At 71.0% G+C, this 18,566-nt stretch carries 15 protein-coding genes; 7 read left to right on the forward strand and 8 right to left on the reverse strand.

Going from position 1 to position 18,566, the window contains the following annotated elements; all coding sequences use genetic code 11:
- Position 1: 1 nt before the first annotated feature.
- Positions 2-1,978 (forward strand): hybrid sensor histidine kinase/response regulator, encoded by a 1,977-nt coding sequence (locus tag D7V93_RS04050; protein ID WP_120642101.1) that lies wholly within the window; start codon positions 2-4, stop codon positions 1,976-1,978.
- Positions 1,979-2,125: 147 nt separating this feature from the next.
- Complete coding sequence (locus D7V93_RS04055; protein WP_120642102.1) at positions 2,126-4,060, forward strand: sulfatase-like hydrolase/transferase; 1,935 nt, start codon at positions 2,126-2,128, stop codon at positions 4,058-4,060.
- Positions 4,061-4,305: 245 nt separating this feature from the next.
- Here the strand turns inward: D7V93_RS04055 and yedA are convergent, their stop codons facing one another.
- Complete coding sequence (gene yedA, locus D7V93_RS04060) at positions 4,306-5,241, reverse strand: drug/metabolite exporter YedA (RefSeq protein ID WP_120642103.1); 936 nt, start codon at positions 5,239-5,241, stop codon at positions 4,306-4,308.
- Positions 5,242-5,449: 208 nt separating this feature from the next.
- On the opposite strand from yedA, the gene hrcA reads away from it, so the two are divergent.
- Positions 5,450-6,481 (forward strand): heat-inducible transcriptional repressor HrcA, encoded by a 1,032-nt coding sequence (gene hrcA / locus D7V93_RS04065; protein ID WP_120642104.1) that lies wholly within the window; start codon positions 5,450-5,452, stop codon positions 6,479-6,481.
- A gap of 9 nt (positions 6,482-6,490) precedes the next feature.
- Here hrcA and D7V93_RS04070 read toward each other — a convergent pair whose 3' ends face one another.
- Complete coding sequence (locus tag D7V93_RS04070; protein WP_244237098.1) at positions 6,491-7,402, reverse strand: lipid kinase; 912 nt, start codon at positions 7,400-7,402, stop codon at positions 6,491-6,493.
- Positions 7,403-7,710: 308 nt separating this feature from the next.
- On the opposite strand from D7V93_RS04070, the gene D7V93_RS04075 reads away from it, so the two are divergent.
- Positions 7,711-8,145 carry a transcriptional regulator gene (locus D7V93_RS04075; RefSeq protein WP_120642106.1) on the forward strand — a complete coding sequence of 145 codons (435 nt, stop codon included), beginning with the start codon at positions 7,711-7,713 and terminating at the stop codon, positions 8,143-8,145.
- A gap of 82 nt (positions 8,146-8,227) precedes the next feature.
- On the opposite strand, the gene D7V93_RS04080 is transcribed toward D7V93_RS04075, so the two are convergent.
- The 3 genes from D7V93_RS04080 to D7V93_RS04090 all read right to left on the reverse strand — a co-directional run bounded on the left by D7V93_RS04080 (position 8,228) and on the right by D7V93_RS04090 (position 10,236).
- Positions 8,228-8,941 (reverse strand): HAD family hydrolase, encoded by a 714-nt coding sequence (locus D7V93_RS04080; RefSeq protein WP_120642107.1) that lies wholly within the window; start codon positions 8,939-8,941, stop codon positions 8,228-8,230.
- A 46-nt stretch (positions 8,942-8,987) separates the two neighbouring features.
- Positions 8,988-9,809 (reverse strand): hypothetical protein, encoded by an 822-nt coding sequence (locus D7V93_RS04085; protein WP_120642108.1) that lies wholly within the window; start codon positions 9,807-9,809, stop codon positions 8,988-8,990.
- A 79-nt stretch (positions 9,810-9,888) separates the two neighbouring features.
- Positions 9,889-10,236, reverse strand: coding sequence for a hypothetical protein (locus D7V93_RS04090; protein ID WP_120642109.1), 348 nt, complete (start codon positions 10,234-10,236; stop codon positions 9,889-9,891).
- Between the two features lie 212 nt (positions 10,237-10,448).
- On the opposite strand from D7V93_RS04090, the gene D7V93_RS04095 reads away from it, so the two are divergent.
- The 3 genes from D7V93_RS04095 (at position 10,449) to yoaA (ending at position 14,355) form a co-directional block, all read left to right on the forward strand.
- Positions 10,449-11,453 (forward strand): site-2 protease family protein, encoded by a 1,005-nt coding sequence (locus D7V93_RS04095; protein WP_120642110.1) that lies wholly within the window; start codon positions 10,449-10,451, stop codon positions 11,451-11,453.
- The gene (locus D7V93_RS04100) at positions 11,450-12,223 is read left to right on the forward strand and encodes a hypothetical protein (protein WP_120642111.1); all 774 of its coding nucleotides are present in this window, start codon (positions 11,450-11,452) and stop codon (positions 12,221-12,223) included. Before D7V93_RS04095 ends, D7V93_RS04100 begins: the two co-directional genes overlap by 4 nt.
- Positions 12,224-12,357: 134 nt before the next feature.
- Positions 12,358-14,355: a DNA repair helicase YoaA gene (gene yoaA / locus D7V93_RS04105; RefSeq protein WP_120642112.1), complete on the forward strand. Its 1,998-nt coding sequence runs from the start codon at positions 12,358-12,360 to the stop codon at positions 14,353-14,355.
- Here the strand turns inward: yoaA and D7V93_RS04110 are convergent.
- The 3 genes from D7V93_RS04110 to D7V93_RS04120 all read right to left on the reverse strand — a co-directional run bounded on the left by D7V93_RS04110 (position 14,309) and on the right by D7V93_RS04120 (position 18,481).
- Positions 14,309-16,381: a TonB-dependent receptor gene (locus D7V93_RS04110; protein ID WP_372338289.1), complete on the reverse strand. Its 2,073-nt coding sequence runs from the start codon at positions 16,379-16,381 to the stop codon at positions 14,309-14,311. The genes yoaA and D7V93_RS04110 overlap by 47 nt on opposite strands.
- A 455-nt stretch (positions 16,382-16,836) precedes the next feature.
- A complete protein-coding gene (locus D7V93_RS04115; RefSeq protein ID WP_120642114.1) occupies positions 16,837-17,253 on the reverse strand; it encodes a DUF5684 domain-containing protein in 417 nt (138 codons plus the stop codon).
- Positions 17,254-17,374: 121 nt separating this feature from the next.
- Positions 17,375-18,481 (reverse strand): type IV pilus twitching motility protein PilT, encoded by a 1,107-nt coding sequence (locus D7V93_RS04120; protein WP_120615561.1) that lies wholly within the window; start codon positions 18,479-18,481, stop codon positions 17,375-17,377.
- Positions 18,482-18,566: the final 85 nt, after the last annotated feature.

Below are 18,566 nucleotides of genomic sequence, written 5' to 3' on the forward strand. Positions count from 1 at the left end.
CATGAACTTCACAGAACCCACTCTGGAACGTCCCCAGGAAGCCGCGCACCCACCGCGCGCGGCCATCCTGATGGTGGATGACCACCCGGCCAACCTGCTGGCGCTGGAGGCCATCCTGGAGCCGCTGGGCCAGGAGCTGGTGAAGGCCACCAGCGGCGAGGATGCGCTCAAGCAGCTGCTCCAGCGGGACTTCGCGGTCATCCTGATGGACGTGCAGATGCCGGGCCTGGACGGGTTCCAGACGGCGTCGCTCATCAAGCAGCGCGAGCGCACGCGCACCATCCCGGTCATCTTCCTCACCGCGCTCAGCCGCGACGCGGCCCACGTCTTCAAGGGCTACGCGCACGGCGCGGTGGACTACCTGCTCAAGCCCTTCGACCCGGAGATCCTCCGCTCGAAGGTCAGCGTCTTCGTGGACCTGTTCCTCAAGGAGCAGCAGCTCCAGCGCCAGGCGGCGCTGCTGCGTCAGCGCGACCGCGAGATGCTGGAGCGCCAGGGCGCGCTGCGCTACCGGCGCCTCACGGAGTCCCTGCCGGAGCCCATGTGGGCGGCCCGCGCGGACGGGGCGCTGACGTACGCCAACCGGGCCTGGCGCGACTACACCGGCCACCAGGAGGGCTATGAGCTGTCGCTCGCGGCCTTCCTGCAGGACGTGCACCCGGCGGACCGCGAGCGGATGCGCGGCGAGTGGGGCGAGGCCGTGTCGATGCAGGTGCAGGGCAGCGCGAACGAGTTCCGGCTGCGGCGCAAGGACGGCGTCTACCGCTGGCACCTGGCGCGCGCGGTGCCGGAGCACGACGAGCACGGGGCGCTGGTGGGCTGGCTGGCCATCGCCACGGACATCGACGACAAGCGCCGGGCGGAGGAGACGCTGGCGCGCTTCAAGACGACGCTGGACGCGACGCTGGACTGCGTCCTGATGTTCTCCCCGGACACGCTCATGCTCGCGTACGCCAACGCGGGCGCGGCCAAGCAGCTCTCCTCGAGCGTGGATGAGCTGGTGGGCCTGTCGGTGCTGGAGGTGGAGAGCGCCTTCGACGAGACGGGCTTCCGCAAGCTGCTGGCGCCGCTGATGTCCGGCACGCTGCCGTCGCAGACGTACTCCACCACCCACCGCCGCCGCGACGGCACCGAGGTGCCGGTGGAGGTGGTGCTCCAGTACGTGGCGGAGGGCGAGGGCCCGGGCCGCTTCATCTCCGTGGCGCGCGACATCACGGAGCGTCAGCGGGCGGAGACCGCGCTGCGGCTGGCCAGCGAGGCGAAGGACGCGTTCCTCGCCGCCGCGAGCCACGAATTGCGCACGCCGCTGGCGGCCGCGAAGGGCCATGCGCACCTGGCCCTGCTGAAGCTGGGCGGGCAGACGGAGGCGGGGCCGGGCAAGTCGCTGCAGATCATCAACCGGCAGATCGACCGGATGGCGAAGCTGGTGGAGGACCTGCTGGACATCAGCCGGCTGCAGGCCGGAAGGCTGTCGCTGGAGCTGGAGCCGTTTGATTTCTCCCAGCTCGTGGTGGAGACGCGGGACCGGATGGCGGTGCTGTCGCAGACGCACGAGCTGAAGGTGGAGGTGCCCGAGCACCTGGAGGGCACGTGGGACCGGGGGCGGCTGGACCAGGTGCTGACGAACCTGTTGTCCAACGCCATCCGCTACTCGCCCGAGGGTGGGCAGGTGCTGGTGCGCCTGGTGGCGGAAGGCGACACCGGCGTGCACCTGTCCGTGAAGGACCAGGGCGTGGGCATCCCCAGCGAGAAGCAGCGGCTCATCTTCGAGCGCTTCGGCCGCGCGCACGGCAGCAAGTACGGAGGCCTGGGGCTGGGGCTCACCATCAGCCAGGGCATCGTGGAGCAGCACGGCGGCCGCATCTGGGCGGAGTCCAGCGGCCAGGCCGGCCAGGGCTCCACCTTCAACGTCTGGCTGCCCCGCCACACCGCGTCGCAGGCCGCGACGACGACGGACGTGTCGCGCACCCCGAGCTGAAGGGGCGGTGACGGCCGCGCCCGCATGGGACGCGGCTGCGTTCGCGGGGGACGCGGCCCGCGCCGTGGAGGGGTGTGTGCTCCGCGGGAGCGGGGTGCCCTGGAGCTTCCGGCACGGCGCGTGCTCAGGTGGGGGGCAGGAGGCTTCATGCCCACGCGCCCCAACATCCTGCTGCTGACGGTCGACCAGCTCCAGTTCCCCCGCTTCGCCTACGGCCCTGACGGCGGCTTCCTGCCCGGCATCAAGGACATCCTGGGCTTCGTCAGCGAAGGCGGGGAGGACAACCCCTTCCGGAAGTTCTTCCCCGGCTTCGCGGCGCTGCGCCAGAACGCGGCGGTCTTCCGCAATCACACCATCGCGGCGTCGGCGTGCACGCCCAGCCGCGCGGTCATCTACACGGGGCAGTACGGCACGCGCACGGGCGTCACGCAGACGGACGGCCTGTTCAAGAGCGGTGACGCGGCGGCCTTCCCGTGGCTCGCGGCGGACGGGATTCCGACGCTGGGGCACTGGTTCCAGAAGGCCGGCTACCACACGCACTACTTCGGCAAGTGGCACGTGAGCAATCCGCCGGAGCACACGCTCCAGCGGTACGGCTTCGACGACTGGGAGCTGTCGTATCCGGAGCCGCACGGGGCCTCCATCAACAACCTGGGCGCCTTCCGAGACGTGGGCTTCGCGGACCTCGCGTGCGACTTCCTGCGGCGGATGGCGTTGGGGCAGCCCTACAACCGCGCGCTCGCCAACCAGTCGTATGCGGCGCCGCGGGCCGCGCCGCCGGACGGGAGCGCGCAGCCGTGGTTCGCGGTCGCGTCGTTCACCAACCCGCACGACATCGCGACGTATCCCATCCTGCCGCGGCAGTTGGATCCGAACTCTCCCAAGCTGGGGCCGCTGGTGGTGCCGGTCGCGGGCCAGCCGTCCGTCACGCCGGTGGCGGGCACCTTCACGGTGCCGCTGAACCCGCTGGGGTTCCCGCAGCACAACGCGAACCTGCCGACGAACCTGCGCGACACGCTGGCCAACAAGCCGAGCTGTCAGCGCGACTACGCGTACAAGCTGGGGTTGGCGCTCGCGGCGAAGACGGGGCTGACGCTGCATCAGGCGAAGGAGGGCATCGACCCGGTGGCGGTCACGCTCAACTCGGGCATCCCCTTCCAGCTCACGGCGGATCCGGACGAGGCGGCGCGGCGGTTCCAGCAGTACTACGCGTGGCTCATCTCCCTGGTGGACGGGCACATCGCGCGGGTGCTGCAGACGCTCGATGACAGCGGCCTCAGGGAGAACACGCTGGTGGTGTTCCTCTCCGACCATGGCGAGTACGGGGCCGCCCACGGCTACCTGATGGAGAAGTGGCACACGTCCTACCAGGAGGCGCTGCACGTGCCGCTGGTGGTGCAGTTCTCCGAGGCGCAGGAGACGCGGTACATCGACGCGCTCACGAGCCACGCGGACGTGGCGCCCACGCTGCTGGGGCTGGCGGGCATCCCGCGTGAGGAGCTCGCGGCCATCCGCACGGACCTGCGATTGCACCGGCCGGTGCCGCCGTTCGTCGGCGCGGACCTGAGTCCGCTCGCGCGCGGCGAGACCCAGACCGTCACGGAGCCCAACGGCGCTCCGCGAGAAGGCGTGCTCTTCATCACCGACGACGAAATCACGGAGCCGCTGCCGCGCACCGGCGACCCGCACCAGATGCACGATGACGCCCTGTTCTCCGTGTACGCGCGCGCGGTGGAGGCGCTGCGTGACGGCAGCACGCGGGCGGGCAAGGTGCCGGGGCTGAAGCCCGGCGCGGTGTGCCAGCCGAACCACGTCCGCTGCGTGCGCACGCCGCGCTGGAAGCTGGCGCGCACGTTCGACCCTTCCGGTGAGCACGCGGACCAGTGGGAGCTCTATGACATGCAGAACGACCCGCTGGAGATGGAGAACCTGCTCGTCTTCGACGGGCCCTTCCCGACGGTGATTCCGGAGCTGCCCAGGGGGTTGATTCGCGCGGAGGTCGACGAGGCCGCGAGGGCGACGCACGCGCTGCTTGGGAAGTACGAAGAGGAGAAGCTGTCGCCCTGGCCGCAGCGGAACTGAAGTCCGGGGCCCGGCACCTCTACTGGCAGAGGCGCCGGAGCCATGAGTACAGCGAAGGTGGAGGCCACGGCCCGCGAGGCGGCAGCCCTCTCCGCCACGAGGGCGGCATGGCGGACGCTCGCGACGGTCTCCGTGTCGAGCCGCAGGTCCTCGTGCGTGGAGGGCCGCTGGCTCAGGCCGTCAGCAGGGCACAGGCCACCCAGACAAACGCATGACCCGGAGCGGAAGGTACGACGCGGAATCGCTCAGCGCTTTCCGCGTGCCAGCAGCATCACCGCGACCAGGATGGCTGCCATTGCGCCCCAGGTGAGCGGGCCCAGGGTCTCCCCCGCGAACACCACGCCCAGCAGCACCGCGACGCCCGGGTTCACATACGCGTAGCTGGTGGCCAGCGCCGGCCTCGCATGGCGCAACAGATAGGCATACGCGCTGAACGCCACCAGCGAACCGAAGAGCACCAGGTACACGAACGACAACACGGCCTTCATGGGCGGCGTGCCGTGCATCTGCTCGCCCAGCGCGAAGCTCACACCCGTCATCATCACGCCCGCGCTCAACATCTGCGTCGCGGGCGTCATCAACCCCGTGGGCATCGGCAGGCGCCGGCTCCACACCGAACCGAACGCCCAGCTCATCGGCGCCACCAGCAGCGCCAGCGCCGCCACCGTGCCGCCACTCATGTCCCCGCCCAGGTTCAAGAGCGCCACGCCCGCGAAGCCCAGCACCAGCCCCACCAGCTCCGCGCGCCCGGGCCGCTGCCCGAAGGCCGCGCCGAAGATGGCCGCCCACAACGGCATGCTGCCCACCACCAGCGCCGCCACCCCGGACGGCACCCCCAGGTTCTGCGCGTACGCGATGCCGCCGTTGCCCACCACCAGCAACAGGAAGCCCGTGAGGGCGCCCGCTCTCCACTGCCGTGCCCCCGGCCCCGGCTGGCCCTTGAGCCGCAAGCCCGCGTAGAGCAGCCCGCCCGCCAGCAGGAAGCGCAGGCCCGCCATGCGGAACGGCGGAAAGCCCGTGAGGGCGAACCGCATCGCCAGGTAGGTGGACCCCCAGATGACGTAGAGCGAGAAGAGGCTGAACAGCAGCCAGCCCCGGTGGGGACCCTGCTCGGAGGCATCAGGCGGCGCGGCGGGCACGGGCAGGGGCGCGCGCGGCAGGGGGGCGGTCGAGGTGGTCAAGACGGCGGCCTTCTAACGCCCGCCGTACCCCGGAGCGATGTGCGCTTTGCCGTACCCCCTCCACGCCCAGCGGGGAACCGGCGCGGCGCCTGCCTGCCCTGCTGAATGGACCCCCTGGATTGAATGCCCCGGGCGTCCCTCTTAGAATTCTACAGGAAGCGCGGAGGCCGGAAGGTCCGGGCCGTCGGCTTCCGGAGTGTGAGCGGGAATGCCCGACGAGCTGGGTGAACGCGAGAAGGAAGTCCTCCGTGCCGTGGTGCAGGAGTACATCACCACGGGCGGGCCTGTCGGCAGTCAGCAACTGACGCGCCGCGGGGAGTTCGAGGTCTCCTCCGCGACCATGCGCAACGTCCTCGCGGACCTGGAGGCCCTGGGCTTCCTGGAGAAGCCGCACACCTCCGCGGGCCGCGTGCCCACGGACCGGGGCTACCGCTTCTACGTGGACACGCTCGTCAAGCTGCGCGACCCCGCGCCGCGCGACCGCGAGCTCATCCACGCCGGGCTCGTGCACGAGTCCAACCTGGACGACATCCTGTCGGAGGCCAGCCGCGTGCTGCACTCGCTCACCCGCCACGCGGGCGTGGTGCTCACGCCCCGGCCGGACGCGGCGGTGTTCCAGCGCATCGAATTCCTGCGCCTGCGCGAGGACCGGGTGCTCGCCATCCTCGTCGGCCAGAACGGCCAGGTGCACAACAAGGCCCTCACCGTGGACTTCCCGGTGACGTCCGACGAGCTCGTCAAGGCCAGCAACTACCTCTCCGAACTGCTGCACCAGGTGCCCCTGGAGGAGGCCCGCGAGCGCATCCGCGCGGAGATGGACCAGGAGCAGGCGCTCTACAACGCGCTCACCGCCAAGGCGCTCAGGCTGGGCGCCGCGGCCACCGACCTCCAGACTCCCGAGCGCGTCCTCATCGAAGGCACGGGCTCCTTCCTGGAGCAGCCGGAGTTCGCGGACGTGGAGCGCATCCGCGCGCTGTTCCGCGCCCTGGATGAGAAGCACAAGCTGCTGCACCTGCTGGACCGCGTGCAGCGCACCAAGGAGATGCACGTCTTCATCGGCGCGGAGAGCGAGTTCTCCGCCGCGGGCGACGTCACCGTCATCGCCAGCCCCTACGGCACGGCGGAGGCGGTGCTGGGCACGGTGGGCGTCATCGGGCCCACGCGCATGGACTACCGGCGCGTGATTCCCCTGGTGAACTTCACCGCGCAGGTGCTCTCCAGCGTGCTGGAGAAGGTGTAGCGGCCCGCCTTACTGGGGCGCCGGGGCGTAGACGCGCAGCGCGGCCGAGGCGACCTCGAAGCGCATGGGCGTCATGCCCACGTTCTCCCCGTCCGCGTTCACCTCCATGGGCGGGTCCGTCTCCACGGTGAGGCGGCGGGTGTCCAGGTGCACGACCGCCTCGTGGTCCAGGTGCCCGCCGCTGCGCATGCCCAGGGCCACGCGCGCCAGTGTGGCGACGTCCTGCAGGTGGCCCAGCCCCGTGCGCTCCCCGCTCCCTTCGGCGGCGGACGGCGCGGTGATGGCGTAGACGTGCAGCTTGCGGTCATCCAGCGTCGCTTCCGGCGACACCATGTTGCCCGCGCCGTGGTAGCGGCCGTTGCCCACGACGAGCTGGAGCGCGTCCAGCTCCAGCGTCTGGGTGTCGGCCTGGAGGCGGACGTGGAAGGGCTGCAGGGTGCGCATCTCCGCGGCGGCGGCCATCGGGTAGGCCAGCTTGCCCGCGCGCTGCTTCAGCTCCTGCGTGAGCCGCTTCGCGATGGCGGTGGTCAGCCCCAGGCTGGCGGCGTTGAGGAAGGGCCGCCCGTTGACGAGCCCCACGTCCACCCGCGCCGTGTAGCCGCCGACGATGACGTCGCACGCGGCCTCGATGGTGTCCGGGATGCCCAGCGAACGGGCGAAGTCGTTGCCGGTGCCCAGCGGCACCACGCCCAGCGTCACGTCGCGGCCCATCAACACCTGCGCCGCGCAGCTGATGGTGCCGTCGCCGCCGCCCACGAGGATGCGGCGGGCTCCGGCCGCGAGGGTCTCCTCCAGCACCTGCCGCAGGCGCTTGGGCCGGGACAGCGCGTGCGCGACGAGGAGCGGAATGCCCCGGTCGGCCAGCATGGCCCGGGCGGTTTCGAAGGCCTCGCGGCCCGAACGCGAGCGCGTGTTGACCACCAGGACCGCGGGTCCCTCGTCCAGGTGTCGGAGGCGGGGCGGCGCGTTGAGTGCGGGTTCCAGGTGCCACCTCTGCTTTCTGTGACGGCTTACCAAGGTGCTCACGGGCAGGCCGTGAAGCCAGTCGCACCCCGGAGAAAAGGGCCGGGTGATGTCCATTCCCCACCGGCGGGACGCGGAGACTTCCCGTGATGGACAGGGGTAGGGGGCCCGCGGGTTCCCCAGACATGCAGGCGTGCCAACCTTGAAGGCGACGCAGGCTCCAGAGGCCGAGGCCCGCGCCGCGACCGTTTCCAGGAGGGTGACGCATGGCACGAGGAAGCAAGGCGAAATACTCGGAGAAGCAGAAGCGCATGGCCGAGCACATCGAGAAGGGCTACGAGGACAAGGGCAAGAGCGAGAAGACCGCCGAGGCCCGCGCGTGGGCCACCGTCAACAAGCTCACCGGTGGCGGGATGAAGGGCGGCTCCGGCAGCAAGGCGAAGGCGGCCCGTCAGCGTCCCGCGGCCCGCAAGAACGCGCGCAAGGCGGGGAAGGTCGGTGGCAAGCGCCGCGCCGCGACCGCGAAGAAGACCGCCACCTCCAGCCGCCGCAAGGCCGCGCCCACGCGGGCGAAGCGCGCCACCACGGGCCGCAAGGCCACGCGCACCGGGACCGCCGGCAAGCGCTCCACGGCGCGCAAGAGCACGGCGCGCAAGAGCTCCGCCCGCAAGAGCACGGCGAAGCGCGGCTCGCGCAAGTAGGTTTCGGGGGCTTGCCGGTGGCCCGGGAGGACCGGAGCCGCCGGAAGCACCGGGCGCATCGCCAGGCCCGGCGGAGGTTCGCTCAGCGCGACTCCTCGTCCTTGGAGGTGTCCCGCGACGCCTCGTCCCACGGCCAGGCCTCGGGGTCCTGCTCCAGGCGGCGCAGCAGCTCCGCGGGGTCCTTCACCAGCGTGCGGCAGCCGGCCGTGCGCAGGTCCTCCGCGCGGAAGCCCCCGCACAGCACGCCCACCGTGGCCACGCGCAGCTTGCCGGCGGCGAGCGCGTCGTAGGGCGTGTCACCCACCACCACCACCGTGGCGGGGTCCGGCTTGCCCAGCTTCGTCAGCGCCGCCTCGAAGATGTCCGGGTGCGGCTTGCTCTTGTCGACCTCGTCCTTGTTCGTCTTCGCCTCGAACAGGCCGTCGATGCCGCACAGCTCCACGTAGCGCTTGAGCTCGTCGTCCTTCGCGCTGGAGGCGAGCGCCAGCTTGCGGTGGGTCTTGCGCAGCTGCTGGAACAATTCCTTCACGCGCGGGAAGGGGCGCACCTTGGGCAGGAACTCGCGCTTGAACAGCGCGGAGCGGTACTCCTCCAGGTCCTTGCCGAAGCGCTCCAGCTCCTCGTCGTTGAAGAAGACGGGCAGGAGCTGATCCGCGCCCTTGCCAATCTGGCTGCGGACGTGGGTGAAGGGGATGTCCCGGCCGAACTCGATGAACGCCCTGCGCCACGCCTCGGCGTGCTCGTCCACCGAATCAATCAGCGTCCCATCCACGTCGAAGATGACGTTATCGACCATGCGCAACACCCTCCGCCGTCCAAGGTGGCGATGGCGGGCGGGCCGGTCAACCGCCCGTGGGGGGCTTCGGTCCACTCTCCTGCGTTGTGCTGTCCACGAGTGTCCGGGTCTGCACGCTGTAACCCTCTGGCGCGGTGGGGGTGAACGCGTCGTTGGGCAGCGGCGTCTTCAGGTCCACGCGCGTCAGCACCGTCTCCGCCTGCCGCGCGCCGGCCACGTGGCGCGTGAGCCTGCGCGGCACGCACAGCCCGAGCGCCGCGTCGCAGTGCTCCTCCTCCATGCGCACCTCCGCCTGGGTGCCATCCGCCGCGCGCGTGCGGCGGGCGAGGAAGTCCAGCGTGGGCCAGCGCAGCACGTACGTCACCTCCGTGCCCGCGCCCGCCTCGCCCTCCAGCGCCATGGACAGCTCCACGGCCTCCTTCGCCTGGGGGTGGTCTGAAATCCGCCGCGCCTTCGTGCTGCGCAGGAGCAGCGGCGCGCGGAAGCCCTCCGGCACGAAGGGCGTGAAGATCTCCGTGAGGAAGGCGGACAGCTTCTCCGCCGACACCTCGGAGTTGAACGTCGTGAACTGCTTGCTCCCGTCCACCTGTTCGTACAGGTGCTTGCCGTCCCAGGACACGGTGCGCGCCGCGGGCTGGGACACGGTGCCGCGCATCTTCTGCGGCGCCCGGTACGCGAACGTGAAGCCCGCGGACAGGCTGTCGCCCTCCTTCTGGGTGCCTTCCAGCTGGTAGTTCACGAGCTTCGCGTCGCGCGCGGCCAGGCGCTCGCGCACCTGCGCCATCAGCTCCGCGCCCTCCCCGCTTCCGGAGGAGGACGAACGGCACGCGAGGACGCACAGCAGGGGCAGCAGGAGGAGGGCGCGCATGAGGGGGCTTCCAAAAAGAAAAAGGCCCCACTGTCGCCAGGGGGCCCTTGAGTCTGCCTCGGTGAGGAGGCAGGCGGAACTACTTCACCGCCACGCCGGTCGCGGAGGAACTGGTGATGCCGATGATGGTGCCGAACAGGGCGAAGATGCCGTGACGGGGCGTGGTGTTGGCCGACTTCAGGTCGACCTTGGAGGCGCCCATGGCCTTCGCCTCGGAGATGAGGAGCTTGTTGACCACGGTGTCCAGGTCGCTCTGCACGATGTCGATGATGTGGAAGATCGCGGTCAGACCCAGCGAGCTACCCTGGATGACGGCCACGGCCTCGCCGTTGGCGGCGATCTCGGAACCGGAGACAACGGCGGACTCGACGCTGGTGCAGCCCACGAGGGAGGCGGCGGCAACGGCGGACAGGATGAGCTTCTTCATGGTTTTCTCCCCAACAGATGGTGGCTTGAATGGTGGAGGGGCGACTGAAGAGTCGTCCCTCCGTTTGATGGAACCTCAAGCGGCGCGGTTCGTACCAGAAGTCAACTCCAAGTCAAGGACCCGGGTCGGGTAATCCGAGTTGTGTTCCACACTTCATCCGCGCGGCGACCGGGGCAGGTCGCCCCTTTGGCGGACATGAGGCATCTTCGCGCATGCACCCGGTTTCCGTTCCGCGTCCCGCCCCGCCCTCCCGCGTCTGGCTGCACCTGCTGCTGTTCGTGGTGACCCTGGGGACGACGTTCCTCGCGTACCTGCTGCTCTTCGGCCAGTCGTTCCCCTTCAGCGAAGGGGGCCTGTCCCCGCGGGACCGGACGCAGGCGCTGGCCTTCAGCGTGTCGCTGCTCGCCATCCTGGGCTCGCACGAGATGGGGCACTACGTGCTGGCGCGGTGGCACCGGGTGGACACGTCGCTGCCGTACTTCATCCCCCTGCCGGTGCCCGGGAGCCTGGGCACGCTGGGCGCGGTCATCCGCCTCAGGGGGCGCATCCCCACGCGCAACGCGCTGGTGGACATTGGCGCGGCGGGGCCGCTGGCGGGCCTGGTGGTGGCGCTGCCGCTGCTCTACTGGGGGCTTCTGCACTCCACCGTGGTGGACTCGCCCGCGGTGCCTTCGCCGTTCCCGGGTGACTCGTCGCTGTGGGCGCTGGGACAGGACCTGCTGCATTGGGTGATGGAGCGGCTGACGAACGCGCCGCCCGCGCTGGAGCCCGTCCTCACCCAGCGGCAGACGCATTTCGGCGACAACCTCATCATGAAGGCGCTGACGTGGCTGGCCCTGGGGCCCGTGCCCGAGGGCAAGGACGTGGTGGTGCACCCGGTGGTGATGGCCGCGTGGTTCGGCCTGCTGGTGACGCTGCTCAACCTGCTGCCGGTGGGGCAGCTGGACGGCGGCCACCTGACGTTCGCGGTGCTGGGCCCCCGCGCCCGCACGCTGGGCAAGGGCGTGGCGTGGGTGCTGCTCTTCCTCACGGTGTTTGTCACCGCGTCGTGGGGCCTGTGGCTGCTGGTGGCGAGCAAGGTCGTGGGCTTCGGCCACCCGGAGGTGGTGGAGCCCACGGAGCCCCTGAGCCCCGCGCGCAAGCTCATCTGCGCGCTGTGCCTGCTGGCGCTCATCGGCTGCGCGATGCCCATCCCCCTGCGGGAGGTGCTGACATGAAGTACCAGTGCGAGGCCTGCGAGCGGCTGGTCCCGGTGGAGTCCTTCCGCGTGGAGGACGGGGTGCTGACCGTGACGTGTCGGGCGTGCGGCGCGCGGACCCTCGCGCAGTCGTCCCCGGCTCCAGCCCTCTCCAACGAGGTTCCCCGCGAGGGCGGTGGGGGGCGTGGCGGCAGCGAGGGCGTCGCGGTGGCGGTCCCCACTCCGGAGAGCTTCGCGTCCGCGCCGCCCGTGCCTTCCCGCGTCAGTGTCACCGCCCTGCGCGTGGTGCGCTCCGACGCGCCGTCCGCCGAGGCCCCCGCCCTGGACGGGGACCCGTTCCAGGCCCCGCCGGGGCACTGCCCCAAGTGCGTGGCGCCGAAGCGGGAGGAGGACGGGGCGTGCGCGCAGTGCGGGCTCGTCTACGCGAACTTCCTCCCGGACGAGCACCTGCCCTCCGGGGTGCTGGCCACCGAGTGGCGCGCGCTCCTCCAGACGTGGGACGACGACGAGGCGCATGACCGGCTGGTCACCCTGGCGGTGGGGCGGGGGGAGCTGGCCATGGCCGGCCGTCTGTACCGCCTGCGGCTGGCCCGGGCCCCGGGCGATGTGAAGGCGCTGCGGGGGCGGGACGAGGTGGTGCGCCGGGTGACGTCCGTGGTGCCGCTCGCGTCCGACGGCCCCTCGCCGGAGCTGGCCCGCAAGGTGAAGAGCATGGTGATGGGGGCCGTGCTGCTCGTCGCGCTGATGCTGGTGGTGCTGCTCTTCCAACTGCTGCGCGGCTCCTTCTAGACGGGGCGGGGAACCGCTGGCCGGCCTGCTTCCCGGGCAGGCGGTGGAAGCGGTGGACAGGAACGCGCGAGCAGTGTCGGACACTGTTATCCTGGGTGGCCGCTCTTCTGTCCTCCTGCCCCCGAAACCGACGCATGTCCGCGCCCGCGCCCCGTCCCCCCTCTGTCGACAGCCTGCTGGGTCCTGGCGGTGCGCTGGAGCAGGCGCTGCCCGCGTACGAGCACCGTCCGGAGCAGCTCCAGATGGCGCGCGCCGTGGAGCGGGCCTTCTCCGAAGGCAGCTACCTGCTGGCGGAGGCCGGCACGGGCACGGGCAAGACGCTCGCCTACCTGGTGCCGGCGCTCCTGTCCGGCCTCAAGGTGGTGGTGTCCACCGCGACAAAAACGCTGCAGGACCAGGTGTTCTTCAAGGACCTGCCACTGCTCAGCGAGAAGCTGGGGCTCCAGTTCGAGGCGGCCTACCTCAAGGGGCGGGGCAACTACCTCTGCCTGCACCGCTACGAGTCCTTCGAGAAGGATCCGCAGTTCGTCTCGCGGGACGAGGCGAAGCAGTGGCCGCTGCTCAAGAAGTGGGTGACGCAGACGGAGACGGGGGACCGGGCGGAGCTGGACCTGCCGGAGTCCTTCGCCGCGTGGTCGCGGCTGTCCACCACGTCGGAGACGTGCCTGGGGTCGCGCTGCGCGCAGTATGAGACGTGCTTCGTCACGAAGATGCGCAAGCGCGCGGAGACCGCGAACCTGCTGGTGGTGAACCACCACCTGTTCTTCGCGGACCTGGCGCTGCGCAGCTCCGGCAAGCGCACCGAAGGGGTGCTGCCCTTCTACGACGCCGTCGTCTTCGACGAGGCGCACGCGCTGGAGGACGTGGCCAGCGGCCACTTCGGCTATAGCGTCTCCAACTACCGGCTGGAGGAGCTGGCGCGCGACGCGGTGGCGGCCCTGCCGGCGAAGGACGACCGGCACCCGACGCTGTCGGCGCTGGCCCAGCGGGTGCGCTCGCACGCGGACGCGCTGTTCGTCCAGGCGCCGCGCGCGCTGGGGCTGTCCAGCCAGGAGTCCACCGTGGCGCTGCGCCCGGAGACGATGGGCAAGCTGTCCGGCGCGCTGGAGCAGGTGCGCGAGGGCCTCTCCGCGCTGGCCTCCTTCTCCGGCAGCGAGCGAGAGGCGGAGCTGGCCGCCATCCACCGCCGCGCCGAGGAGATGGTGGAGCAGCTCACCTTCCTGGAGAAGGCGGAGTCCTCGGAGCACGTGTACTGGGCGGAGGCGCGCGGCAAGGGCCTGTTCCTGCGCGCCAACCCCATCGACGTGGCAAAGGAGCTGAGAGACAGGCTCTATGGCGCGCTCGACACGGTGGTGTTCACCTCCGCGACGCTCGCGGCGGACAGCCGCTTCGACTTCTTCGCCAAGCGCATGGGCATGTACGACGACGAGGGCCAGCCGGTGACGCGCGTGCGCACGCTCGCGGTGCCCAGCCCGTTCGACTTCCCGCGCCAGTCCGCGCTGTACCTGCCCACGCACCTGCCGGACCCCAGCGCCCCGGGCTTCATCGAGGCGGCGGCGGAAGAGATCATCAAGCTGTGCGAGGTGACGGGCGGGCGCGCCTTCGTGCTCTTCACGTCCCTGCGCAACATGGTGCGCGCGTACGAATTGACGGCCACGCGGCTGCCCTACCAGGCGCTGCTCCAGGGCGAGCGGCCCAAGGCGCAGCTCCTGGAATCCTTCCGCCAGACGCCCAGCGTGCTCTTCGCCGCGCACAGCTTCTGGGAGGGCGTGGACGTGCCCGGGGACGCGCTGAGCCTGGTCATCATCGACCGGCTCCCGTTCGCGTCGCCGGGCGACCCGCTGGTGGCCGCGCGCATCCGGCAGATTGAGGCGCGCGGTGAGGAGCCTTTTGATCAGTACCAGTTGCCGCAGGCGGCGCTGGCCCTGCGACAGGGCTTCGGGCGGCTCATCCGCACGCAGGCGGACCGGGGCATCGTGGCGATGCTGGACCGGCGCATCGTGACCAAGGGCTACGGCCGGGTGTTCCTCTCCAGCCTGCCGCCCGCGAAGCGGATGGAGGACACGACGGAGCTGAGCCGCTGGTTCAATGGACCGGTACGCCCCGTTCCGCCTCTGAGAACCGTTCGTTGAGCCCGTCGCGCAGGCGCAGCCCCACGCGCGCCTGGAAGGGCGGGGCGAGCGTGTCCACGCCCGCGCGGCCCGCGAGATAGGTGCGGTCGAACAGGTTCTCCACTGCCGCGAAGGCGGCCACCTTCCAGAAGAGGTGGCGGCTCACGAACAGGTCCACGATGGCGGCGCCGCCCATGCCGCGCGTGTTGAGGTCGTCCTCGTACTGCGGGCCCACGACGCGCAGCTGCGCGGTGGCGGTGAGGAGCGATGGCTCGTCGAAGGTGACGCTGAGTGAGCCCCGATGCCGGGGGTCCTGGGGAAGCTGGCGACCCACGAGGTCGGGCTGTCCGGGGGCCTCGGTGACGACGGGGTCCACGAAGGTGTAGGCGGCGAGGAGCGTCCACTGTCGGGCCGGGCGCCAGTCCGTGCCCAGCTCCACGCCGCGCACACGCGCCTGTCCCAGGTTCTGGCGCTGGCGGGTGGTGCCGTCGGGCAGGGGCGTGGCCAGGGTGACGTTGGTGACGGGGGCGTCGAGCACGTTCCAGAAGCCGGTGACGCGGCCGGTGAGCCCACGCGGGCCCACGGCCTCCACGCCGGCCTCGGTGCCCCAGAGGCGCTCGGCGCCCAGGTCCGGGTTGGCGGCGGTGAGGACGGTGCCCACCTGGAAGGGGCGGTACAGCTCGTTGAGGGTGGGGGCGCGGAAGGCGCGGTACACGGAGGCGCGCACGGTGAGCCAGTCCACCGGGCGCAGGCGCGCGGCGAGGCGCGGGCTGAGCTGTCCGGCGGTGCGGGGCTCGAAGTCGGTGGCGGTGGCGGTGCCGTTCGCGCGGCTCTCCAGCAGGGAGCCGTCCAGGTTGCGCCACGCGTCCCAGCGCAGGGTGCCGGCCAGCTCCAGCGCGGACGACACGGTGTAGAGGTCCTGCACGAAGACGCCGCCGGACAGCTGCGTGCCCCGGGTGGTGCGCGCGTAGAGCGTCGTGGCCGTGACGGTCGAGGGGAAGAGCAGCTCCTCCGCGGAGCCGGCGGACCGGCGCGCGTCCACGCCCGCGGCGAGCACGTGCCTGCCACCCAGCGTCAGCTCCGGGCCGGTCCACACGAGCGAGCCGCCCTGATCATTGGCGGGAACGTCCTGGAGCGCGGAGCGGGCCTCGAAGTTCCGGTCCGGGGTGACGCGGGCGCGGTCCTGGGCGAAGTGCTGCGTGCGGCCGTAGAGGCCCAGCTCGAAGGTCCCGGTGTCCTCCGTGCGCAGGCGGGCGCTCCCGGCGAACCACGCGAGGTCCACGCTGGCGACGGTGTAGCGGGTGCCGCCGTTCTGCGTCTCCCGGAAGTAGCCCCCGCGCGCGGAGAGGAAGAGGTCGTCGGTGGCCTTCACCTCCACGCGCGCCTGCGCGGTGACGTGCTTCGACGGGGTGTCGCCGTCGATGGTGCCGCGCTGGCCCTCCGGGACGATGCGGTAGCCGTTGCTGGTGAGGCCTTCGGCTTCCAGCGACACGCCCACGCGCTTCCAGCGGTCCGCGATGCGCGCGGCGACGAAGCCGGTGCCCAGGTTGCCCACCGACAGGTCGGCGTCGATGACGGGGCCGATGGGCTGGGAGATGAGCTGCACGACGCCGCCCAGCGCGGCGCTGCCGTAGAGCGCGGAGCCGCCGGTGGGGACGACCTCGATGCGGTCCAGGCCCAGGCGGGGCAGGGCGCGCCAGAACACCCAGCCGCCATAGGGGTCGTTCACCGGAAGCCCGTCCAGCAGCACCAGCCCGCGAGCGACCCCCGAAGGCGCCAGCCCGCGCAGGTTGAGGCCCTGGGCGGTGGGGTCCGCGACGAGCGAGGGCGTGCGGCGGAACGTGGCCGCGGAGGGCAGCGTGCGCACGAGCGCGTCCTGCGTGAGCGTGGGGCTGCGCTCCATCTCCGCGCGGGGAATCACCACCGTGGTGGCGGGCACGTCGCGAAGCGGGCGCGGCAGGCGCGTCGCGGTGACGACCGTCCGTGTCTCTCGGGGAGGCTCGGGCTCCCCGCTCGGGGCCGCGACGGTGGCGGGCTCCGGCTCCACCAGGGCGGACGCGCCATCGCTGTCGGGGACCTGCGTTCCTCCAGGGGGCGCTGGCTCATGAGGCGCCGCGCCTGTGTCGGGATCCTGAGCCCGGGCGGTGGCCCCCGCTTCGTGGGGTAGGGGCATGCCTCCATCCCGCGCCTGTGCGTCTGGGGACGCGGACAGGCCAGGCACCGCCGGTTGCGCCGCCGCGACGCCGGGCAGCACCAGCCCGAGGCAGACCCTGAAGCACCGGAGTCGTGCAAGCCGCCGGAGCGGCGGAACAGGCGGACGGGAGGGAGCGCGCGGGCCGGTCATTGCCGCCGCTCTATCGGATCTCCCGCCCTCGCGGGAAGGTTCACTCGCGGGGCCGGCTTCCTGGGACGCTCCAGAAACACGAACGGCGGTGAAGGGCCGGACCTGGGCCCCTCCACCGCCGTCACGTCAGGAGCAGGAGGCCCTGCCCTGCGCGGACACTACGCCGCGGACATGCCACCGCTGGCGGCGGCCGGGCCCTGGTACTGCGCGTCGCCGAAGCCGAGGATGGCGTAGAAGACGGGGCCGAGCAGCGCCAGGCCGATGCCGAAGCCCATGCCCTTGCCGAACGACTTCGCCATGTCGATGCCGATGATGAAGAGCGCGATGATGTTCACGCAGGGGATCAACGCCAGCACCGTGAACCACGCCGGGCGGCCGACGATCTTCGTCATGATGTACACGTTGTAGATGGGGACGATGGCCGCCCACCCGGGCTCGCCCGCCTTCGTGAACGTCTTCCACAGGCCCGCGATCATCGCGCCGATGAAGACCAGGTAGAAGATGTAGAACAACGGGCCAGGACCCGCGTTCTGCTCCGACGCCTGCCGCATCATCTCAAGCTGCTGTTCATCCATGACTGACTTCCCCCTCGGAAGTGTGGGACCCAGGCGCGAGCGCCGGTCCAGGTTCAGTCCCGAACAATTCGCGAAGTAGGGGGGTGAATGCAAATTCCCTCCCCCCTTTGGGTCGTCCGTCTCAGGCCTTGAGAGTTTCCGGCACCACCCAGTCCGGCTTCAGCCGCTGGATGACTTTCACGAAATTCTCCTTGTCCTGGGCTTTCTCCAGGGCGGCGTCGGGGAGGATGACGTCGTCCTTCACCAGCCGCTCCAGGTGCATGTCCAGGGTCTGCATGCCCTGGCCCTGGCCCGCCTGCATCTTGGAGGCGATCTGGAATACCTTGCCCTCGCGGATCATCGACGCGATGGCGGCCCCGCCCACCAGGATTTCCAGCGCGGCGACGCGGCCCTTGCCGTCCGCGGTCTTGATGAGCTGCTGGGCGACGATGCCCGCCAGGGACTCCGCGAGCATGCCGCGCACCTGGCCCTGCTCGTCCGCGGGGAAGGCGTTGATGATGCGGTCGATGGTGGCCGGCGCGCTGTTGGTGTGCACCGTGGCGAACACCAGCACGCCGAAGCTCGCGAGCTGGAGCGCCAGCTTCATCGTCTCGTTGGTGCGCAGCTCACCGATGAGGATGACGTTGGGGTCCTCGCGGCCGGCGGAGCGGATGGCGGTGGCGAAGCTGGACGCGTGCGGGCCCACCTCGCGGTGGGTGACTTGGGCCTTGAGGGACTCGTGCACGAACTCGACCGGGTCCTCCACGGTGAGCACGTGCGAGGCGCGCGTCTTGTTGATGTGGTTGATCATCCCCGCGAGCGTCGTGGACTTGCCGCTGCCCGTGGGGCCCGTCACCAGCACCAGCCCGCTGCGCCGGTCCGCCAGCTTGCGCACCACCTCCGGCGTCTTCAGGTCCTCCAGCGTCAGCACCTTGCTGGGGATGGTGCGGAACACGGCGCCAATGCCGGTCATCTTGTAGAAGTAGTTGGCGCGGAAGCGGGCCTTGGTCCCGTAGCCATAGGCGAAGTCCAGGTCCAGCTCCTCGGTGATCTGCCGCTTCTGTTCGGGCGAGCAGAGCTCGAAGAGCAGCGGCTCCAGCTCCTCCTGGGTGAGGGGTTCGTCACGCAGAGGCACGAGCTCGCCGCGGATGCGGCCCAGGGGCGGGTAGCCCACGCCCAGGTGCAGGTCGCTGCCCTTCCTGTCGAGCAGCACGTCGAACCAGCTGGCGATGCGGGGAGTGTCCGTCATGTCAGGCGCCCTTCTTGCCGAGCAGTGAGCCCACCTTGGACAGCATCCGCGCGCCCTCCTGGGGCGTGGCGGGCGGGGGCACGGT

It is taken from the genome of Corallococcus llansteffanensis, assembly GCF_003612055.1.
In the GTDB taxonomy this organism is placed as follows: domain Bacteria; phylum Myxococcota; class Myxococcia; order Myxococcales; family Myxococcaceae; genus Corallococcus; species Corallococcus llansteffanensis.